Below are 17,016 nucleotides of genomic sequence, written 5' to 3' on the forward strand. Positions count from 1 at the left end.
AGGTAATCAGGCCGGGCTGGCCGTGTCGCCCGTGCTGCGGGCGCGCGGTGCGCGCTTGGGCGGCGGGCCGTCCAGCAAGGGGCTGTAGCCGGGGAAGCTCATGCGCAGGATGCGCAGCACCGTCGTGCCGAACTGGCGCGTGAGCGAGCCGGTGTTGTACGGCAGGCGGTACTGGGCGCACAGCGCGCGCACGCGCGGCGCCACTTCGGCGTAGCGGTTGCTCGGCATGTCAGGGAACAGGTGGTGCTCGATCTGGTGGCTCAGGTTGCCGCTCATGATGTGGAACAGCTTGCCGCCCTTGATATTGCAGGAGCCCAGCAGCTGGCGCACATACCAGTGCGCGCGGGTTTCGTTCTCCACTTCCGCTTTCGTGAACACATGCACGTCCATCGGGAAGTGGCCGCAGAAGATGATCAGGTAGGTCCACAGATTGCGCACGATATTGGCCACCGCGTTGGCGCCCGCCACGTAGAAGAAGAACGGTCCGGCCAGCAGCGGGAACAGCAGGTAGTCCTTGCGCGCCTGGCGCAGGATCTTGGCGCGCGTGCGCAGCCACATGGGGCGCAGCGCGGACCACTTCATGCGGCCCTGGATCACGCGGCCCAGCTCCAGCTCCTGGATCGCAATGCCCCACTCGAAGAACACCGCCAGCAGCAAGGCCCACAGCGGGTTGCCCAGGTTGAAGGGCTTCCAGCGCTGGCCCGAGAACAGGCGCAGCAGGCCGTAGCCCGCCACGTCGGCGTCCTTGCCCAGCACATTGGTCCAGGTGTGGTGCTTGACGTTGTGCGCGTGCTTCCACTGGTCGGACGGGCAAACGTGGTCCCACTCCCAGCGGCCGGACTGGATCTCCGGATCGCGCAGCCAGTCCCATTGCGCGTGCAGGATGTTGTGGCCGATCTCCATGTTTTCCAGGATCTTGGCCGCGCCCAGCGTCAGCACGCCCAGCACCATCACGGGCCAGAAGAAGGCCCAGCCGGCCAGCGCGTGGCCCCATTGCGGCAGCAGCGCCAGGCTGGCGTAGATGCCCAGGCGGCCGCCGATTTCCAGGCAGCGGTGGACTTTCAGCAGGCGGCGCACATAGCGCGCGTCGCGCTCGCCGCGGCTGGCCATGACTTCGTTGCGGATCGCTTCGATCTCGCCGCCAAAGGCTGCGATGTCGGAGGGAGTAAGGTGGGATGGAATAGGCATGGAATTCTCGTTGGGTGGTTACAGCGCCAGTTCGACGTCGCCGACCGCGCTGCAGACGCAGACTTGCACGGTGTCGCCCGGCTCGGCGATCAGGGCGCCGTTGCGCAGGTCGCGCACGCAGCCGCTCACCAGCTTGGTGTCGCAGCCGTGGCAGATGCCCATGCGGCAGCCGTGCTTGGGATTAAGGCCGGCATCTTCGGCGATGCGCAGCAGATTGGTCACGCCGTCCGACTGCGCCTCGGTGGCGCTGCCCGCGAACAGCACGCGGCCGGCGGTGGCGGCGTCGGTGCCGGCCGCCATGGGCGCGTGGAAGCGCTCCACGTGCAGCAGGTGCGACAGGCCGGCGGCCTGCCAGTGCGCCTCCACCGCCGCCAGCAGGCTGGCCGGGCCGCAGGCCCACACTTCGCGCTCGCGCCAGTCCGGGCAGGCCGCTTCCAGCTGTTCGGCGCTGAAGCGCGCGCCGCCGTCCTGGGTGTAGTGGCGGAACAGCTGGTAGTGGCGCTGGGTGGACGCCAGCGTATCGAGCTCGCCGCCGAAGATCACGTCGCGCTCGCGCGGCGCGTAGTGCAGGTGCACCGTGTCCGGCACCACTTCGTATTCCTGCACATAGTTGCGCAGCATGCTCATGATGGGCGTGATGCCGCTGCCGCCGGTGATGAACAGCGGATGCACGGGCATGGACTCGGGCAGCACGAAGTCCCCCTGCGGCTCGCCCAACGGCAGGTATTCGCCCACGCGCACCTGGCGCACCAGGCGCTCGGACACGCGCCCTTCCGGCACCGCCTTCACGGTGACGGTGATGCAGCCGTCTTCGCGGTCGGGCGCGGACGAAATGGAATAAGTGCGGGTATGGCGCTGGCCGCCGATCGGCACGCCCAGGCGCACGAACTGGCCGGGTCGGTGGCTGCGCCAGCCGGCGCCGGGGCGCAGGGTCAGCGTGCGGCTGTCGGCCGTTTCCTCGCGCACGCCCACCACCCGCGCCATCAGCGCGTGCGTGGTCCAGAGCGGGTTCACCAGCTCCACATAGTGCGAATGGCGCAGCGGATAGGCAAACATGTCCGCCAGGCGCGCCAGGGATGCTCGTAGTGTCATGGCATAGCAAATAATAAGAATAGCCATGATTGTGGACACTTGTACACATCAAGTCAAGTCCCGTCTGCACAACAAATAGGCAGCCACGTCACACGCCCGTCACATTTCCGTGAATTGCACGTGTAAAATGACGGTACACCTGTACACAAGGAAGCCATGATCGAGCATGAATCAGACGAAGGCGCGGCGCGGCCGGAGCGCAAGACCGGCACCCGCAAGGCCCTGCTGCAAGCGGCGCTGACGCTGGTGGGCGAAGGCCGCAGCTTCACCAGCCTGGGGCTGCGCGAGATCGCGCGCCAGGCCGGCGTGGTGCCGAACGCCTTCTACCGCCACTTCCGCAACACGGACGAACTGGGGCTGGAGCTGGTGGACGAAACCGGCATCACGCTGCGCCGCCTGCTGCGCGAAGCGCGCCAGATCGACGTGTCGCGCGGCTCCATCCTGCGCCGTTCGGTGCGGGTGTACCTGGACTATGTGAAGGCGAACCGGCTGCAGTTCCAGTTCATCGCCACCGAGCGCTCGGGCGGCAGCCGCATCCTGCGCCTGGCCATCCGCACCGACGTGACCCACTTCACCAACGAGATGGCGCAGGACATCCGCGCGCTGGGCCGCTACCGCGACCTGCCGACCCCGCGCCTGCAAATGGTGTGCGGCCTGATCGTCATGACCATGCTGGCCGCCGCCACCGACATCCTGGACCTGCCGCCCGGCCAGCCGCTGCTGGAGGGCGAGATGGAGGAGAACTTCGTGCAGCAGCTGCACGTGATCCTGCTGGGCGCATCCAAGTGGCAGGAGAAGGACGCCCACCAGGCGGCGGTGCTGTCGCGCCGCGGGTAGCGATTCGGACATTTTTATGCATGCAGGTGTCGTCTACGCTCTGCTGGCAGCCCTACTGTTCGGCGCCAGCACGCCATTCGCCAAGACCCTGGTGGGCCAAATGCCGCCGGTGGCGCTCGCCGGCGTCTTGTATCTGGGCAGCGGGATCGGCCTTCTGGCTTGCTATGCGGCGCGCGCAGTCATCAAGCGCAATGCCCGGGACAAACCTGTCGCACTCACCCGACATGATTTGCCCTGGTTTGCCGGCGCCGTTGCCGCAGGCGGCGTGGCCGGGCCACTGCTTCTGATGGCCGGGCTCAGTACCGTTTCCGCTTCGTCGGCGTCGCTGCTGCTGAACATGGAAGGGGTGCTGACCTCCATGCTGGCCTGGTTTGTATTCAAGGAAAACTTCGACCGCCGCATTTTTATCGGCATGCTGCTCATCGTTGCCGCCGGCCTAATGCTCTCGTGGGAGCAGGCGCCTGCCTCGGGGCTGCCTTGGGGAGCAATCGCCATTGCCGGGGCCTGCCTGTGCTGGGGCATCGACAACAATCTAACGCGCAAAGTGTCGGCAAGCGATCCGCTGCAGATCGCCGGCATAAAAGGACTGGTGGCCGGATCGGTCAACCTGGCGATCGGACTTGCGCTAGGAGGCGCCATGCCGGAAGCGCAAACGGTGCTGCTAGCCGCCGTGGTGGGCTTCTGCGGCTATGGCCTGAGTTTGGTGCTCTTTGTGCTCGCGCTGCGCCATCTGGGCACGGCCCGCACGGGCGCCTATTTCTCGGCTGCGCCTTTTGCAGGCGCAGCGCTATCGCTGCTGACGCTGGGCGAAGTGCCTGGCGCCTTATTCTGGATCGCGGCCGCACTCATGGGCGGAGGCATCTGGCTGCACCTGACGGAATCGCACGCGCATGAGCACGAACACCTTCCGATGTCACATGCGCATATGCACAGCCACGACGAACACCACCAGCACGAACATGACTTCGAGTGGGATGGCGCCGAGCCGCACGCGCATGCTCATGCGCACGCGCCGCTGCGGCACAGCCATCCCCATTACCCCGACATACATCATCGTCACGATCATTGAACACGCGGCGAACTGCGCGCGCACGGACAGGCCGGCTTGCCAATTCGGCATGTCTGCTCGGCGGAGCGCGGGGATCAATCCTCTGGTATGCCTGCTTGCCGAATGGCGCGTTTGCGCTTCGCCAGATTCCTAATGGAATCTTTCTCTGTTTTGAGCTCGGGTATAGACAGGTCTGAGTGGCCGAGCGCAGCTTTCGTGCTGAGTTTCGTTATGGGCCGCGTTTTACCTAGCAGGACTGTTACCTTGCCCCCATCCTTGAGGATCGTTACGTTAGCGTCCGCCGGGGGCGCTTTCCGGTCCTCAAACTTTGCTGTTGCTCCGTCGGACAAAGCACCCAACCGTAGCTCGCTAGCAGCACGGCGTAGGCGCGCCAGCTCCTTATACGACTCCACAGTATGCTGTGGAAGTAGAGATGTTTTTTTTGGGAATGGCATTGCATCAACCCTCCACGGTCCGATAAAGATATTCTAACAGGACCATCCATGAGCGGCTGTTTGGCCTCAAACCGAATGACATGAAACAGCCAATACCGCGCGCCGCCCACCATTCTGGAGCGATCTCGGCAACTTCAAGAACGGTCCGGCAGCGCCTCACATGCTCCGGCGCCATTTGCAGGTCGACAGCTTCAAGTTCAGCATCAAAACCAAATTTTGGCCAGACTGCCTATCCCACCAGCTCGTCGGGGTCATTGCGTTGAATTGGCCCCCTGCCTGCCGCATAGAGCGTGATTTCCAAAAAGCCGAACCGGTATGCAGTAGTCGCCATTAGGCCAAAAGCGATCGTCGCAAACTTTTCTGGAGCCTCCGGCGACAACAAGAGAGTGCGCAAATGCAGGTTTTTCAGCAGAAGCGCATGGCCGTCGTTCTTGCGATACGCAATAACCTGGATTGGATAACCGTCCTGAACGAATGGACTGTCCGAAATTACGCTGAAACCAGCGGGGCTGCCGTCATTGCCTTCGTTAATGCGCGCAAAGTCAATCAATGATTCATCCGGCGCAAAGAACAAGCGGCCAACATCAACCGGCGACAAGCTGACAGGCCCTTCGCCAAGATCGGGCAATTCCAGTTCAATCAGCGGGATGCCTTCAGCATGCCCATCAACGTGCAAGTATAGGTTGCCACGAAAAAAATCTGCGACCTCATGCTCCAATAGCAGCTGCTCAATTGCCTGGACATTGTTCCTGTAGAACTCTGCGCGGTCTTCCATGGCTCCCCCTTAAGGTCCATGATAAGCGAGCTGTTCGGCAGATAGCCGATGGCCCGCTATACGCACATCAATACAGGAAGTAATTTTCATCTGATTAGGTTGACTATACTGTCCGGCATGACCAGCCTGCCCCGTCGCCATGTCCCTACGCAGAAAACTCGCCTCACTTGCCGCCAGCCTGCTGGGCTGGCAGGGCGCGCATGCGGGCGCGATCAGCGCTCATGAACTGGCCCGTCCCGAGGGTGCGCGGCATGTCGGTGGACGAGTCGATGGCGGTGTGGCGCGAGCCGGCCAGGCCGTAGCAGCATCACGGCACCGGTATCAGCACCGGCTTTTGCTTTTCCTTGAGCAGGAAGACGACGAACTTGGCGGGCTTGGTCTTGCTGGCGTTGCGGCCCACGGTGTGCAGGTCGGCCGGGCCTTCGTAGAAGGTGTCGCCCGGCTTCAGCGTGACTTCCTTGCCGCCCTTCACGCCCATGACGACGGAGCCTTCCAGCACGTAGACGATGCCGTGCGCGTCGTGGCGGTGCACCGGGTCTTCGCCGCCGGGCGCGTATTCCACGGAGATCATCAGCAGCTCCTTGCCGGGCATTTCGGCCACGTCCTTGTTGATGAGGGGCTTGACGGAAATGCCGCCGGGCGCGGCGTGCGCCGTCGGCATGCCCACGGCCATGGCGGCATTCAGGGCCAGGCCCAGGCAGATGTTCTTGATGTCCATTGTGATACTCCTGTTGGGATGAGGGGCTGCAACAGGATCAATTCTAGGAGTGCGCGGCCGTCACCGGTAGGCCTGCGGCGGGCCGCACGCTGGTGAGCGGCAGGCACCAATCAGGGACAAATACGGGACAAATCAGGCGGCGCTGCCGCGCTGCTCGCGGTAGGCGCTGGGCGACACCGACAGGTTGCGCTGGAAGCATTGCCGCATGCGGCCTTCGTCGCCAAAGCCGCAGTCGCGGGCGATCTGGTCGATATTGCGGCTGGAGTCTTCCAGCATGCGCCGCGCCGCCTCCAGCCGGAACATCTCCACCGCCTTGGCCGGCGTGCGGCCGGTGGTCTCCTTGTAGACGCGCGAGAAATTGCGCGGGCTCATCAGCGCGCGTGCGGCCAGCGCCTCCACCGTCAGCCCGGCACTGGCGAGATTGTCCGCCAGCCACAGGTGCAGTTCTTCAAAGCGGTCGCCGTCGCTCAGCTGCGATTCCAGCAAGGCGCTGAACTGCGCATGCCCGCCGGGCCGCTTGACGAACATCACCAGTTCGCGCGCCACGGCCAACGCCACGTCGCGCCCGCAGTCGGCCTCCACCAGCGCCAGCGCAAGGTCGATGCCGGCGGTGACGCCAGCCGACGTCCAGGTGCCGCCCTGGCGGATGAAGATCGCTTCGCGGTCGATTTCCACCGTCGGGTGCAGCTCCTTCAAGCGGTCGCTCAAAGCCCAGTGCGTGGCGGCGCGCTTGCCGTCCAACAGCCCTGCCTGCGCCAGCACAAACGCCCCGCTGCACACGGACGTGGTGCGGCGCGCGCTGGCCGCCGCCGCGCGCAGCCAGTCCACCAGCGGCTGCGCGTGCACCAGCACCTGTTCGATATTGGGCGCGCCGGGCACGACGATGGTGTCCACACCCGCCGTATCAAAGGCGGACAGCGCTTCCGTGAGCATGGGCACACCCTCCAGCGTGGGCACCGGCCCGCCCTCCAGGCTGACCGTGTGACGCGCATAGCCGGGCCGGCCGCGCTCCTGCATCACGCGGTCCGCACACCAGAACACGGTTTGAGGGCCGGCCATATCCAGCATGCACATGCCGGGGAAAGCCACAAACAGCACCAGGCGTTGGCCAGGCGCGCTTGGCAGAAAATCGCTGTTGTTTGGCATTTACGGGCTGCTCCTGCGGGTTTAGTCTACTTGCTGTCAATATTGTCTCAGAATAATGCTCTGGAAAACATGAATTCATTCTCCGCAGCAGAAAGCGACGCGCTGGCGTCCAGCTTCGCCACCACCTACGCCGGCGTGGTCGCGTTCATCGCCGTTGCCACGGAAGGCAGCTTCGCCAGGGCGGCGGACCGCCTGGGCATAGGACGTTCCGCCGTTAGCCGCAGCATCCTCAAACTGGAAACCCAGCTCGATACGCGCTTGTTCCTGCGCACCACCCGCAGCACCACCCTCACCAGCGAGGGAGAATTATTTTACGAGTATTGCAGCCCCGGCGTGGAGCGCATCGTGCAGGCCGTGGAGGAGATGCGCGACCTGCGCTCGGGCGCGCCGCGCGGCCAGCTGCGCCTGTGCGCCACGGCCGGCTTCGGCCGCAAGGTGGTGGCGCCGCTGCTGAGCGGCTTCCGGGCGCTGTATCCCGACATTGCGGTGGATCTTGTATTGGACAGCAACCCCACCGACTTCATCGCCAAGCGCGTCGATGTGGCCTTCCGCAACGGCCGCGTGGACGACAGCCAGGTGGTGGCCAAGCAGCTCATCCCCATGCAGCTGCTGGTGTGCGCCTCGCCCGCCTACGCGCAGGAGTGCGGCCTGCCGGCCAGCGTGGAGGAGATCGCCGAACACCGCTGCATCACCTACCGGCTCGCCACCGGCCGCGTGGAGGAATGGGAATTCCGGGTGGGCGGCGTGGCGCGCACCCTGCTGCCCAAGGCCGCCTGCACCTTCAACGACGCCGACCTGGTGCTGCAGTCCGTGCTGAACGGCGAAGGCCTGGCGCAGCTGGCCGGCTACCAGGTGTGCGAGCTGCTGCGCAGCGGGCAGCTGGTGGCGGTGCTGCCGCAGTACGCGCCGGACGACCGCGGCCACTATCTCTGCTACCTGAACCGGCGCCACCTGCCCACCCGCACCCGCGTCTTCATCGACTACATCACCTTGCAGGTCCGCGCGCTGGACCTGTACTGCATCGGCAATTTCTCCCCGCCCTGATCCGCCCTGATTGGTGCCTGCCGCTCACCACTGTGCTGTCGTCCACGCGCCTACCGGCGCGCCCGGACGCGGCCTACACTGGCCTTGTACCGCGATCTCCGCAACCGGACAGCTCAGCCGCTCTGAGCGCAATAAGAGGAGCTTCATCATGAAAATCGTCGTCATTGGTGGCACCGGCCTGATAGGCAGCAAAACCATCAAGATCCTGCAGGAACGCGGCCACGAGGCCATCGCGGCCTCGCCCAATTCCGGCGTCAACACCGTCACCGGCGAGGGCCTGGCTGCGGTACTGGCCGGGGCCGACGTGGTGATCGACGTGGCCAACTCGCCGTCCTTCGCGGACGCCGACGTGCTGGCCTTCTTCACCGCCTCCGGCCGCAACCTGCTCAAGGCGGAAACCGAGGCGGGCGTGAAGCACCACATCGCCCTGTCCGTGGTGGGCACCGACCTGCTGGCCGAAAGCGGCTATTTCCGGGCTAAGATAGCGCAGGAAAAATTGATCAAGGAAGGCAAGGTGCCTTACACCATCGTGCACTCAACCCAGTTCTTCGAATTCCTCGGCGGGATAGCGCAATCCGGCGCGGACGGCAACACCGTGCGCCTGTCCCCTGCCCTGGTGCAGCCTATCTCGTCGGACGACGTGGCGCTGGCCATGGCCGATTACGCCACCGCCGCGCCGGTCAATGGCACGGTGGAAATCGCCGGTCCGGAAGCCTTCCCCCTGTCCGGGCTGGTGCAGCAGTACCTGGTGTCCATCGGCGATACGCGCAAGGTGGAAGCCGACGCCGGCGCGCGCTACTTCGGCGCGCTGCTGGGCGAGCGCACCCTGGTCCCGGCGGGCAAGGCGCGCCTGGGCACGGCCACCATACGGAACTGGCTGCAGAAGAAATGAAACCGCTCGCGCCCCCGCCGCTTTCACTGCTCGACAAGTATGTAGGGCAGGATATCAAGTCCCTCTATACAACGACGGTGCGGGTGACGGGGGGCGAGGCCGAACACGGGCGCGCCTCCGGCGTGGCCCGCTCGGACGACGGCAATCTCGAGCTGCAATTGCGCCTGCCGCCCGAACTGGGCGGCCCGGGCGGCGGCACCAATCCCGAACAGCTTTTTGCGGCCGGCTTTGCGGCCTGCTTTCATGGGGTCATCAGCCTGCTGTCGGCCAAGGCTGGCCTGAGCGCGGCCGGCACCTCGGTGGAGGCGTCGGTCTCGTTTGCGCGCGATCCGATGGATGGCATGTATCTGCTCACGTCCGCACTGCAGGTACGCCTGCCTGGCATGAAGCAGAGCACCGCCGAGGAACTGGTGCGCAACGCCGAACGCGTCTGCCCTTACGCCAAGATGGCGCGCGAAGGCCTGCTCAGCGTGGTCACGCTGGTGGACTGAAAGGCACGCCCAGCAGCCCCTGCTCCATCGCGCTCAGCACCACTTGCGTGCGGGTGGAGACGTCGAATTTGTGCATCAGCTGCTTCATATGGGTCTTCACCGTGCCCACGCCTATGCCCAGCAGGCGCACGCATTCCAGCAGCTCGCCGGCGTCGGCCTCCTGCAGCAGATAGCCGTGCACGCCGCTGTCGACCGCGTGCCGCACTTCTCCCGCCTTGCCTTGCGAACTCACCACCAGCAGCCGCATGGCGCGCGCCGACTGGGCCGGGGCCTGGCCGCAATCGCGCGCGGCGCGCAGGGCGGAGAAGTAATCGGCAATCACTACGCAGGCTTCGTCGGCGCATGGCCACTGTACCGGCGCGCTGACTTCCAGGTCCGGCTCGCCGGCCAGCATGGCGCCCAGCCCCGCGCGAACAATGGGTGAGCTGTGCATCAAGTAGACCTTGATGCGCTGGGCCACAGGACGGCTGGCGAATGGCAGTAGAGGGGCATTCATAGTGGGCTCCATGCGGCTGGCGGGAACGGCTGCGGAAGCCGCCCCGCGCCGCGCCAGGGGGTTTATTCGAGGTGGGCTTTGTCCAGGCCGAAGGCCTTGTCGTAAGAGCCGGGCACGAACTTGAAGGCGACGTTGATGCGGTTCCACGCATTGATGGCCATGACTTCGAAGGTCAGGTCGGACAGCTCTTTTTCGGACAGCTGCGTGCGCACGCGCTCATAGATATCGTCCGGCACGCCCTGCTCCGGCAGGCGGGTCAGCACTTCGGTCCATGCCAGCGCGGCGCGCTCGCGCGGAATGAAGAGTGTCGATTCGCGCCATGCGGCCAGGTGGTGCAGGCGCAGTGCGCGCTCGCCGTGGATGGTGGCCTGCTTGATGTGCATGTCCACGCAGAATCCGCAGCCGTTGATCTGGGATGCGCGGATGGCCACCAGGTCGAGGATGGATTCTTCAATCGCGCCCTGCTTGATGACGGTATTGAGTTCGACGAGTTTCTTGAACAGCTCGGGGGATTGCTCCTGGTAGTTGATACGCTGCGTCATGATGATCTCCTGGTTGGGTATTAGTCCGCTTGCGGAAGCTCGCGGCACAGAATCATTCTAGGAGCGCGCCAGCTGCTCCGGTAGACGCATGGAGGGCCTCACGCTGGTGAGCGCCAGGCACCAATACGCGCACGCAGCAAAACACGCGGCCAGCACTGGTGCACGGCGCTCACCAGCGTGCACCCCGGCGCGTATCTACCGGCGGCGGCGGCGCCGGCCTACACTGGCCCGCACCGTGCGCATCCGCGCACCCGCCACCAGGAGACCACCAGAAAATGAAGCCGCCAGCACCAACCGCGCCGCCCTTGTCGCTGCTCGACAAATACGTCGGCCAGGACATCCAGCCGCTCTACACCACCACAGTGACCGTGACCGGCGGCGAGGCTGGACACGGACGCGCCTCGGGTGTGGCGCGCTCGGACGACGGCAACCTGGAGCTGGCGCTGCGCCTGCCGCCCGAACTGGGCGGCCCGGGCGGCGGCACCAATCCGGAGCAGCTGTTCGCGGCGGGCTTTGCGGCCTGCTTCCACGGCGTGCTGTACCTGCTGGCGGCCAAGGCGGGACTCAGCGCCGCCGGCTGTTCCGTCGAGGTTGCGGTGTCGTTCGCGCGCGATCCGGTGGACGGCATGTATCTGCTCATGGCCAACGTGAAGATCCGCCTGCCCGGCCTGCGCCAGGGCACGGCGGAAGAACTGGTGCGCAACGCCGAACGCGTCTGCCCCTACGCCAAGATGGCGCGCGAGGGCTTGCTCAACGTGGTCACCGTCGTGGCCTAGCACGCTCAGACCACGCCCGCCACGTAGACCGGCCGGCGCACCGCGCCGCCGCGCAAGGCGCCGCGCGCGGGCGCGGGCGCGGAGATGGCCATGTCGATCACTCCTTCTTCCAGCTTCTCGTCCTGCAGGCGGAACAGGTCCACGCTGCGCGTGAGGCGCTGCGCCTGCTCGCCCAGCGACAGCGTGGCGGCAAGCGACTCCTCCACCAGCGATGCATTCTGCTGGGTGGCGCCGTCCAGTTCGGCCAGCGTGGCGTTGAGCTGCTGCAGTCCTATGCTCTGCTCGCGGCTGCCGGAGCTGATGTCGGCCACCAGCCCTGCCACGCGCTGCACGCCGCCGGTTACCGCGCCTATGGCGGAGCCGGCGCCGCGCACCACGCGGCTGCCCTCGCCTACCTGTTCGATGGACGCGGCGATCAGCTGCTTGATCTCCCTGGCCGATTGCGCGCTGCGCTGAGCCAGGCTGCGCACTTCGCCCGCCACCACGGCGAAGCCGCGTCCCTGTTCGCCCGCCCGCGCCGCTTCGACCGCAGCGTTCAGCGCCAGCAGATTGGTCTGGAAAGCGATGCCGTCCATCAGGCCCACGATGTCGCCGATACGGCGCGACGACGCGTCTATGCCTTCCATGGTGGCCAGCATGGCGCCCACCGCGCGCTCGGCCTGCTGCGCCTCGGCGGCGGTGCGCTCCATCAGGCCGTGCGCCTGCTCCGCCTTGTCGGCATTGTGGCCCACGGTGACGGTGAGCTGCTCCATCGTGGCGGCGGTTTCCTCCAGCGACGCGGCCTGGCGCTCGGTGCGGCTGGCCAGGTCGGCATTGCCGGCGCCAATTTGCGCGGAGGCCGCAGCCACCGTGTCCGCGCCGCCGCGCACCTGGCCCACCATCTGCTGCAAGCGGGCGCTCATGCCGTTCAGGGCGCGCAGCAGATCGCCGGTTTCGTCACGCCAGCAAGTTGCCGCCACGGCGCGCAGGTCGCCGCCCGCCACGCGCCGTGCGATGTCCACCGCTTGCTGCAAAGGCCGCGAGATCAGGCGCGCCACCCAGGCCGCCATCAGCATGCCCAGCACCACCGTGGCCGCGATCAGCGCGGTAATCATGCTGCGCGACTTGGCGTAGGCGCCGGCTGCGGAGGCCGCCGCCGCGTCGCTGCCCTGCTCTCCCGCCGCCACCAGGCGCCCCACCAGGTCCGTCGCCTCGAAATTATAGGTGCGCGATTCGCCGCGCAGCAGCGCCATGGCGCCTGCGTGGTTGCCTGCGCGGTCCAGCTGCACCACCTGGCGCACCGCCGCGGCGTAGGAATCCAGCGCGGAACGGAACTTGGCGAAGTCGGCCTGCTCGGCGCCGGACTTGGGCACCGCCGCGTACAGCGCCAGCGCCCGCCGCATCTCCGCCATTTCGCCGTTCATCTGCGCTTCGTAGTAGTCGAATTCCACCGGCTGGGTCGACAGCGCGTGCTGCAGCTCGTAGGTGCGGAAGCGCAGCAGGCTGGATTTCACCAGCAGCACGTTGCGCACCGCAGGCGCCCAGCGCTGCGTGATGTCGTTGTTGACGCTGTGCAGATGCCGCAATTGCAGGAAGCAAAACACGCCCAGCGCCACGGTCAGCGCCATCACGGCGGCCACGGCGGCCAGCAGTTTGTGAGCAATCTTCAGGTGATAGAACCAGTTCATTGTCGGTCTCCGGTGTGGGGATAGGTTCAGGCGGCGCGCAGCTGCACGCTGCCTTGCAGGAAATTCAATGCGGCGCGGGCGGGCAAGGGCCGGCTGTAGTGATAGCCCTGGATCTCGTCACACTGCCAGCTGTGCAGCAGCGCGCGCTGGGCTTCGGTCTCCACACCCTCCGCGATCACCGTCATGCCCAGGCTGTGGCCGAGGCCTATGGTGGCCTGCACGATGGCGCTCTGCTGCTTGACGGTGCCCATATTGCGCACGAAGGACTGGTCGATCTTGAGCTTGTCGATGGGGAAGCGGCTCAGGTAGGCCAGGCTGGAATAGCCGGTGCCGAAATCGTCGATCGACAGCCGCAGGCCCAGTGCGCGCAGGCGCTGCAGCAGCACGATGGCGCTTTCGGCGTTCTCCATCATCACCCCTTCCGTAATCTCCAGCTCTATGCTGGACGGGTCAATATGGGTGCTGGCCAGCAGCGCTTCGATATGCGCCAGGAAGCCCGGCGCGGCGAACTGGCGCGGCGAGATGTTCACCGCCACCACCAGCCGGCGGCCGCTGTCGGCCTGCCACTGGCTGAGCTGGCGGCACACTTCCTCCAGCACCCACTCGCCGATGGAGACGATCAGGCCCGACTCCTCGGCCAGCGGAATGAAGTGGGCCGGCGACACCAGCTCCTCGCCGCGGCGCCAGCGTATCAGGGCCTCGAAGCCTATCAGGCCGCCGTCGGACAGCGATTGCTGCGGCTGGTAGTGCAGCTCCAGTTCCTGGCGCTCCACCGCGCGGCGCAGCTGGGCTTCCAGGTCCAGCCGCAAGCCAGCCTGCGCGTTCAAGCTTTCCGAGTAATGCACCAGCGTGTCGCCGCCGGCTTGGCGCGCCGCCTGCAGCGCGGCGTCGGCGTTCCTCAGCAAAATCTCCGGCTCGGCGCCGTCCTGCGGGTAGCACACGGCGCCCAGGCTCAGCGTGGTGAACACTTCGTGGCCTTCGCACACGTAGGGCTGGCCCACTTCCGCCCGCAGCGCCGAGATGGCCGCGTCGAATTCGGGGCTGTCGAGACGGCCCTGGTAGAGGATAGCGAAGTTGGCGCCGTCCAGGCGATACACCTCGCCGCCGCGCGCCTCCGCGGCCTGGCGGATGCGGCTGGTCAGGCCGATGATCATGCGGTCGCCGAAGCCGTGGCCATAGCCGCCCACGATGCGCGAGAAGCGGTCTATGGTGCCCAGCACCACGGCGTGCGGCCGCACGGGCAGGCTGCGCAGGCGCGCTTCAAAGGAGCGGCGGTGGGCCAGTCCGGTCAGCGGATCGTGCCCGGCCTGGTGCACCAGCTGCTGCTCGACGCGGAAGCGGGCACGGACGTGGTACAGCAGGAAGGCGCCGGTGAGCAGCGCCACGATGTCGAACAGGTGGACCAGGCGCGTCATGCCGGAGCCGGACGAGCGTTCTATCAGCACAGATAAAGCCACGCTGGCGGTGATCAGGCACACCAGCAGCGCATACGCGGCCCAGCGCGAATGGCAGGCGCTCCATCGCAGCCGTGGCGCGGACGGAAGGCGCAACTGCGGCGCGGCGCCGGACGGAAGGCTGCTCGTAACGGTGTTCATGGCTGTGCTCATGGTTGTGCTCATGCTTTAGCTCCCTAGATGGTGGACGGGGCGGAGGAAGGGTTGGACTCGGCAACGCATAGCGCAACCCAGTGCATCAACTCGTCGCACTGGAATGGCTTGCTCAGGAAGGCGGCCGCGCCGCCCTGCTGCGCGCGCTGGCGCACTGCAGGCTCGGGGAAGGCGGTGAGCATAATCAGCGGCACGCCGCAGCCGTTGCGGCGCAGGTGCTCCAGCAGTTCCAGGCCGCTCATGCCAGGCATCTGCAGGTCGCTGATGATGCAGTTATAGTCGTGCTGGGCGCCGGCGGCCAGCAGGCTTTCGGCGCTATCGAATTCGGTGACGGTATAGCCGCTGGAGCGCAGCAGACTGCTGACGGCGCCGCGCACGGCGTCGTGGTCGTCGACGATGGCTACGCGGGCACTAAGGTTGGTACTGCTGGTGGTGGAACTGGACACGGCTTACTCCCTGAATCTGCATGGGAACAAGATACCGTGTGCGCCTTGGTAGCGGAATCATACAAGGGTATAGAGAGATTATCCTTTGCGTGCAGTGTCGATGCCCAGCGCCTCGGCCATGCGCACCAGGTCGGCAAAGGTGCGCGCCTGCATCTTGCGCATGGCGTTGCCGCGATGGATCTTGACCGTGATCTCGCTGGTGCCCACCTGGCCGGCGATCTGCTTGTTCATCAAGCCGCTGGCGGCCAGCGCCATGATCTCGCGCTCGCGCGGCGTGAGCGACTGGTAGCACGCCTGCAAGGCATGCTGCGCCTGGTTGTGCTGCCTGCGGCCACGGTCCACTTCCAGCGCAGAATTCACCGCATCGATCAGGTCCTGGTCGCGGAAGGGTTTGGCCAGGAAATCCAGCGCCCCGGCCTTCATGGCGCGCACCGACATGGGAATGTCGCCATGGCCGGTCATGAAGACCACCGGCAGGGACACGCCGTCGCGATTGAGTTCGGCCTGGAATTCCAGCCCGCTGATGCCTTGCAGGCGCACGTCCAGCAGCAAACAGCTGGCCGCCTCCTCGCGCTGGTGCGCCAGGAACTGCGGCACGGAACCGAAATCGAACACGCGCAGGCCGACGGAGCGCAGCAGGCTGGAAATGGCTGCGCGCAGCGGCGCGTCGTCGTCGACGATATACACGTTCATGCGGAACACTCCTCCGTGACGGGCAGCGAAAAGCACAGCATGGCGCCGCGCGGCGGCATGCCCGCCCAGATGCGGCCGCCGTGGGTTTCGATAATCGAGCGGCAGATCGGCAGGCCCATGCCCATGCCTTCCTCCTTGGTGCTGAAGAAGGCGTCGAACAGCTTGGGCAGGTGCTCAGGCGGAATGCCGGGGCCCGTGTCGGCCACGCTGCACACCACGCCGCCCTGCTCGTGGATGCGGGTCTGCAGCAGCAGCAAGGCCTCGCCGGGCGCGCAATGCTGCATGGCCTGCATGGCGTTCATCAACAAATTGATGAGCACCTGCTGCAGCTGCACGCGGTCGCCGCATACCTGCGGCAGGTCCGGCGCCAGGTCCAGGTTGAGCGAGACCTGGTGGCTGGCCAGCTCGCGCCGCACCAGGCGCGCCGCTTCCTGCGCCACCTCGTTCAGCGACAGCGGCAGGTGGCGCGGATCGCTGCGGCGCGCCAGCGCGCGGATACGGCGTATCACTTCGCTGGCGCGGCCCGCCTCCTCCAGCACGCTGCCGATGGCGGCGCGCGCTTCGTCCAAATCCGGCTCCGCGCGGTTCAGCCAGCGCAGGCTCGCACCTCCATTGGTGGTGATGGCCGCCAGCGGCTGGTTCACTTCGTGGGCAATGGACGCGGCCAGCTCGCCCAGCATGGTTACACGGGTGACATGGGCCAGCTGCGACTGCGAGCGATGCAGCGCTTCCTCGCGCGCGATCAGCGCATTGGTGGCGGCCTGCCAGCGCAGCGCCAGGTAGGCAACGATGCCGATGGCGGCCAGGCTGACCACCATGCGGCCGGAGGCGGGGCCGGAGAACATGGCCGCGTGCGAGAAGGCATAGGCCAGCACAGTAAGCCCCAGGCACACGGCGCTGGTGAGTATCACGCCGCGCCGGCGCCACACGCTGGCCGAGAGCAGCACCACCACCACGTACATGACGGCGATGGCCACATCCAGCGGCGTAAACGCGTCGACGGCGAATATGGCCAGCGTCAGGCCGACCAGCAACAGCGACAACAAGGGGCTGCCTTGAACCCTGACCATGCCCTGCCCTTCCCATGCGGAGTGATATCTTCT

18 protein-coding genes are annotated in these 17,016 nt (G+C 66.2%); 6 read left to right on the forward strand and 12 right to left on the reverse strand.

What is annotated here, in order from left to right; all coding sequences use genetic code 11:
- Positions 1-6: 6 nt before the first annotated feature.
- Both KT882_RS21345 and KT882_RS21350 read right to left on the reverse strand, forming a co-directional pair.
- On the reverse strand, positions 7-1,188 hold the full coding sequence (locus KT882_RS21345; protein WP_161070561.1) for a fatty acid desaturase family protein: 1,182 nt from the start codon (positions 1,186-1,188) through the stop codon (positions 7-9).
- A gap of 18 nt (positions 1,189-1,206) precedes the next feature.
- Complete coding sequence (locus KT882_RS21350; protein ID WP_228893253.1) at positions 1,207-2,280, reverse strand: ferredoxin reductase; 1,074 nt, start codon at positions 2,278-2,280, stop codon at positions 1,207-1,209.
- A gap of 156 nt (positions 2,281-2,436) precedes the next feature.
- Here KT882_RS21350 and fabR point away from each other — a divergent pair, with 156 nt between their 5' ends.
- Positions 2,437-3,117 (forward strand): HTH-type transcriptional repressor FabR, encoded by a 681-nt coding sequence (gene fabR, locus KT882_RS21355; protein WP_161070559.1) that lies wholly within the window; start codon positions 2,437-2,439, stop codon positions 3,115-3,117.
- Positions 3,118-3,133: 16 nt separating this feature from the next.
- The gene (locus tag KT882_RS21360; RefSeq protein ID WP_161070558.1) at positions 3,134-4,186 is read left to right on the forward strand and encodes a DMT family transporter; all 1,053 of its coding nucleotides are present in this window, start codon (positions 3,134-3,136) and stop codon (positions 4,184-4,186) included.
- 663 nt (positions 4,187-4,849) lie between these two features.
- Here the strand turns inward: KT882_RS21360 and KT882_RS21365 are convergent.
- The 3 genes from KT882_RS21365 to KT882_RS21375 form a co-directional block, all read right to left on the reverse strand.
- A complete protein-coding gene (locus KT882_RS21365; RefSeq protein WP_228893254.1) occupies positions 4,850-5,395 on the reverse strand; it encodes a hypothetical protein in 546 nt (181 codons plus the stop codon).
- 307 nt (positions 5,396-5,702) lie between these two features.
- Positions 5,703-6,113 carry a cupin domain-containing protein gene (locus KT882_RS21370; RefSeq protein WP_407682018.1) on the reverse strand — a complete coding sequence of 137 codons (411 nt, stop codon included), beginning with the start codon at positions 6,111-6,113 and terminating at the stop codon, positions 5,703-5,705.
- 132 nt (positions 6,114-6,245) lie between these two features.
- Positions 6,246-7,259 (reverse strand): GlxA family transcriptional regulator, encoded by a 1,014-nt coding sequence (locus KT882_RS21375; RefSeq protein ID WP_161070555.1) that lies wholly within the window; start codon positions 7,257-7,259, stop codon positions 6,246-6,248.
- 69 nt (positions 7,260-7,328) lie between these two features.
- On the opposite strand from KT882_RS21375, the gene KT882_RS21380 reads away from it, so the two are divergent.
- From KT882_RS21380 to KT882_RS21390, 3 genes are all read left to right on the forward strand, one after another.
- The gene (locus tag KT882_RS21380) at positions 7,329-8,303 is read left to right on the forward strand and encodes a LysR family transcriptional regulator (protein ID WP_228893255.1); all 975 of its coding nucleotides are present in this window, start codon (positions 7,329-7,331) and stop codon (positions 8,301-8,303) included.
- 148 nt (positions 8,304-8,451) lie between these two features.
- Entirely contained in the window at positions 8,452-9,195 is a 744-nt protein-coding gene (locus KT882_RS21385; protein ID WP_228893256.1) for an SDR family oxidoreductase, read from the forward strand.
- On the forward strand, positions 9,192-9,686 hold the full coding sequence (locus KT882_RS21390; protein WP_228893257.1) for an Ohr family peroxiredoxin: 495 nt from the start codon (positions 9,192-9,194) through the stop codon (positions 9,684-9,686). The genes KT882_RS21385 and KT882_RS21390 overlap by 4 nt, the downstream gene beginning before the upstream one ends.
- Here KT882_RS21390 and KT882_RS21395 read toward each other — a convergent pair.
- Complete coding sequence (locus tag KT882_RS21395) at positions 9,670-10,182, reverse strand: response regulator transcription factor (protein ID WP_228893258.1); 513 nt, start codon at positions 10,180-10,182, stop codon at positions 9,670-9,672. The two genes, KT882_RS21390 and KT882_RS21395, sit on opposite strands and share 17 nt — an antisense overlap.
- Positions 10,183-10,244: 62 nt before the next feature.
- A complete protein-coding gene (locus KT882_RS21400; protein ID WP_161070550.1) occupies positions 10,245-10,724 on the reverse strand; it encodes a carboxymuconolactone decarboxylase family protein in 480 nt (159 codons plus the stop codon).
- A 275-nt stretch (positions 10,725-10,999) separates the two neighbouring features.
- Here KT882_RS21400 and KT882_RS21405 point away from each other — a divergent pair, with 275 nt between their 5' ends.
- Entirely contained in the window at positions 11,000-11,500 is a 501-nt protein-coding gene (locus KT882_RS21405) for an Ohr family peroxiredoxin (RefSeq protein ID WP_161070549.1), read from the forward strand.
- A 5-nt stretch (positions 11,501-11,505) separates the two neighbouring features.
- Here the strand turns inward: KT882_RS21405 and KT882_RS21410 are convergent, their stop codons facing one another.
- The 5 genes from KT882_RS21410 to KT882_RS21430 form a co-directional block, all read right to left on the reverse strand.
- The gene (locus KT882_RS21410) at positions 11,506-13,167 is read right to left on the reverse strand and encodes a methyl-accepting chemotaxis protein (protein WP_161070548.1); all 1,662 of its coding nucleotides are present in this window, start codon (positions 13,165-13,167) and stop codon (positions 11,506-11,508) included.
- Between the two features lie 26 nt (positions 13,168-13,193).
- Positions 13,194-14,786, reverse strand: coding sequence for a putative bifunctional diguanylate cyclase/phosphodiesterase (locus KT882_RS21415; RefSeq protein WP_161070547.1), 1,593 nt, complete (start codon positions 14,784-14,786; stop codon positions 13,194-13,196).
- Positions 14,787-14,797: 11 nt separating this feature from the next.
- Positions 14,798-15,220 (reverse strand): response regulator, encoded by a 423-nt coding sequence (locus tag KT882_RS21420; protein WP_161070546.1) that lies wholly within the window; start codon positions 15,218-15,220, stop codon positions 14,798-14,800.
- Between the two features lie 78 nt (positions 15,221-15,298).
- Positions 15,299-15,913, reverse strand: coding sequence for a response regulator transcription factor (locus tag KT882_RS21425; RefSeq protein WP_161070545.1), 615 nt, complete (start codon positions 15,911-15,913; stop codon positions 15,299-15,301).
- Positions 15,910-16,983 carry a sensor histidine kinase gene (locus KT882_RS21430; protein WP_228893259.1) on the reverse strand — a complete coding sequence of 358 codons (1,074 nt, stop codon included), beginning with the start codon at positions 16,981-16,983 and terminating at the stop codon, positions 15,910-15,912. Before KT882_RS21430 ends, KT882_RS21425 begins: the two co-directional genes overlap by 4 nt.
- Between the last annotated feature and the right edge of the window lie 33 nt (positions 16,984-17,016).

Source organism: Pseudoduganella aquatica (assembly GCF_020865585.1).
Lineage (GTDB): Bacteria > Pseudomonadota > Gammaproteobacteria > Burkholderiales > Burkholderiaceae_D > Rugamonas > Rugamonas aquatica_A.

Bases quoted from the DNA above. Each gene is read 5' to 3' on its own strand.
- KT882_RS21345 (WP_161070561.1), bottom strand. From the start codon at position 1,188: ATGCCTATTCCATCCCACCTTACTCCCTCCGACATCGCAGCCTTTGGC.
- KT882_RS21425 (WP_161070545.1), bottom strand. From the start codon at position 15,913: ATGAACGTGTATATCGTCGACGACGACGCGCCGCTGCGCGCAGCCATT.
- KT882_RS21400 (WP_161070550.1), bottom strand. From the start codon at position 10,724: ATGACGCAGCGTATCAACTACCAGGAGCAATCCCCCGAGCTGTTCAAG.
- KT882_RS21395 (WP_228893258.1), bottom strand. From the start codon at position 10,182: ATGAATGCCCCTCTACTGCCATTCGCCAGCCGTCCTGTGGCCCAGCGC.
- KT882_RS21410 (WP_161070548.1), bottom strand. From the start codon at position 13,167: ATGAACTGGTTCTATCACCTGAAGATTGCTCACAAACTGCTGGCCGCC.
- KT882_RS21365 (WP_228893254.1), bottom strand. From the start codon at position 5,395: ATGGAAGACCGCGCAGAGTTCTACAGGAACAATGTCCAGGCAATTGAG.
- fabR (WP_161070559.1), top strand. From the start codon at position 2,437: ATGATCGAGCATGAATCAGACGAAGGCGCGGCGCGGCCGGAGCGCAAG.
- KT882_RS21350 (WP_228893253.1), bottom strand. From the start codon at position 2,280: ATGACACTACGAGCATCCCTGGCGCGCCTGGCGGACATGTTTGCCTAT.
- KT882_RS21405 (WP_161070549.1), top strand. From the start codon at position 11,000: ATGAAGCCGCCAGCACCAACCGCGCCGCCCTTGTCGCTGCTCGACAAA.
- KT882_RS21380 (WP_228893255.1), top strand. From the start codon at position 7,329: ATGAATTCATTCTCCGCAGCAGAAAGCGACGCGCTGGCGTCCAGCTTC.
- KT882_RS21370 (WP_407682018.1), bottom strand. From the start codon at position 6,113: ATGGACATCAAGAACATCTGCCTGGGCCTGGCCCTGAATGCCGCCATG.
- KT882_RS21375 (WP_161070555.1), bottom strand. From the start codon at position 7,259: ATGCCAAACAACAGCGATTTTCTGCCAAGCGCGCCTGGCCAACGCCTG.
- KT882_RS21385 (WP_228893256.1), top strand. From the start codon at position 8,452: ATGAAAATCGTCGTCATTGGTGGCACCGGCCTGATAGGCAGCAAAACC.
- KT882_RS21360 (WP_161070558.1), top strand. From the start codon at position 3,134: ATGCATGCAGGTGTCGTCTACGCTCTGCTGGCAGCCCTACTGTTCGGC.
- KT882_RS21415 (WP_161070547.1), bottom strand. From the start codon at position 14,786: ATGAGCACAACCATGAGCACAGCCATGAACACCGTTACGAGCAGCCTT.
- KT882_RS21390 (WP_228893257.1), top strand. From the start codon at position 9,192: ATGAAACCGCTCGCGCCCCCGCCGCTTTCACTGCTCGACAAGTATGTA.
- KT882_RS21430 (WP_228893259.1), bottom strand. From the start codon at position 16,983: ATGGTCAGGGTTCAAGGCAGCCCCTTGTTGTCGCTGTTGCTGGTCGGC.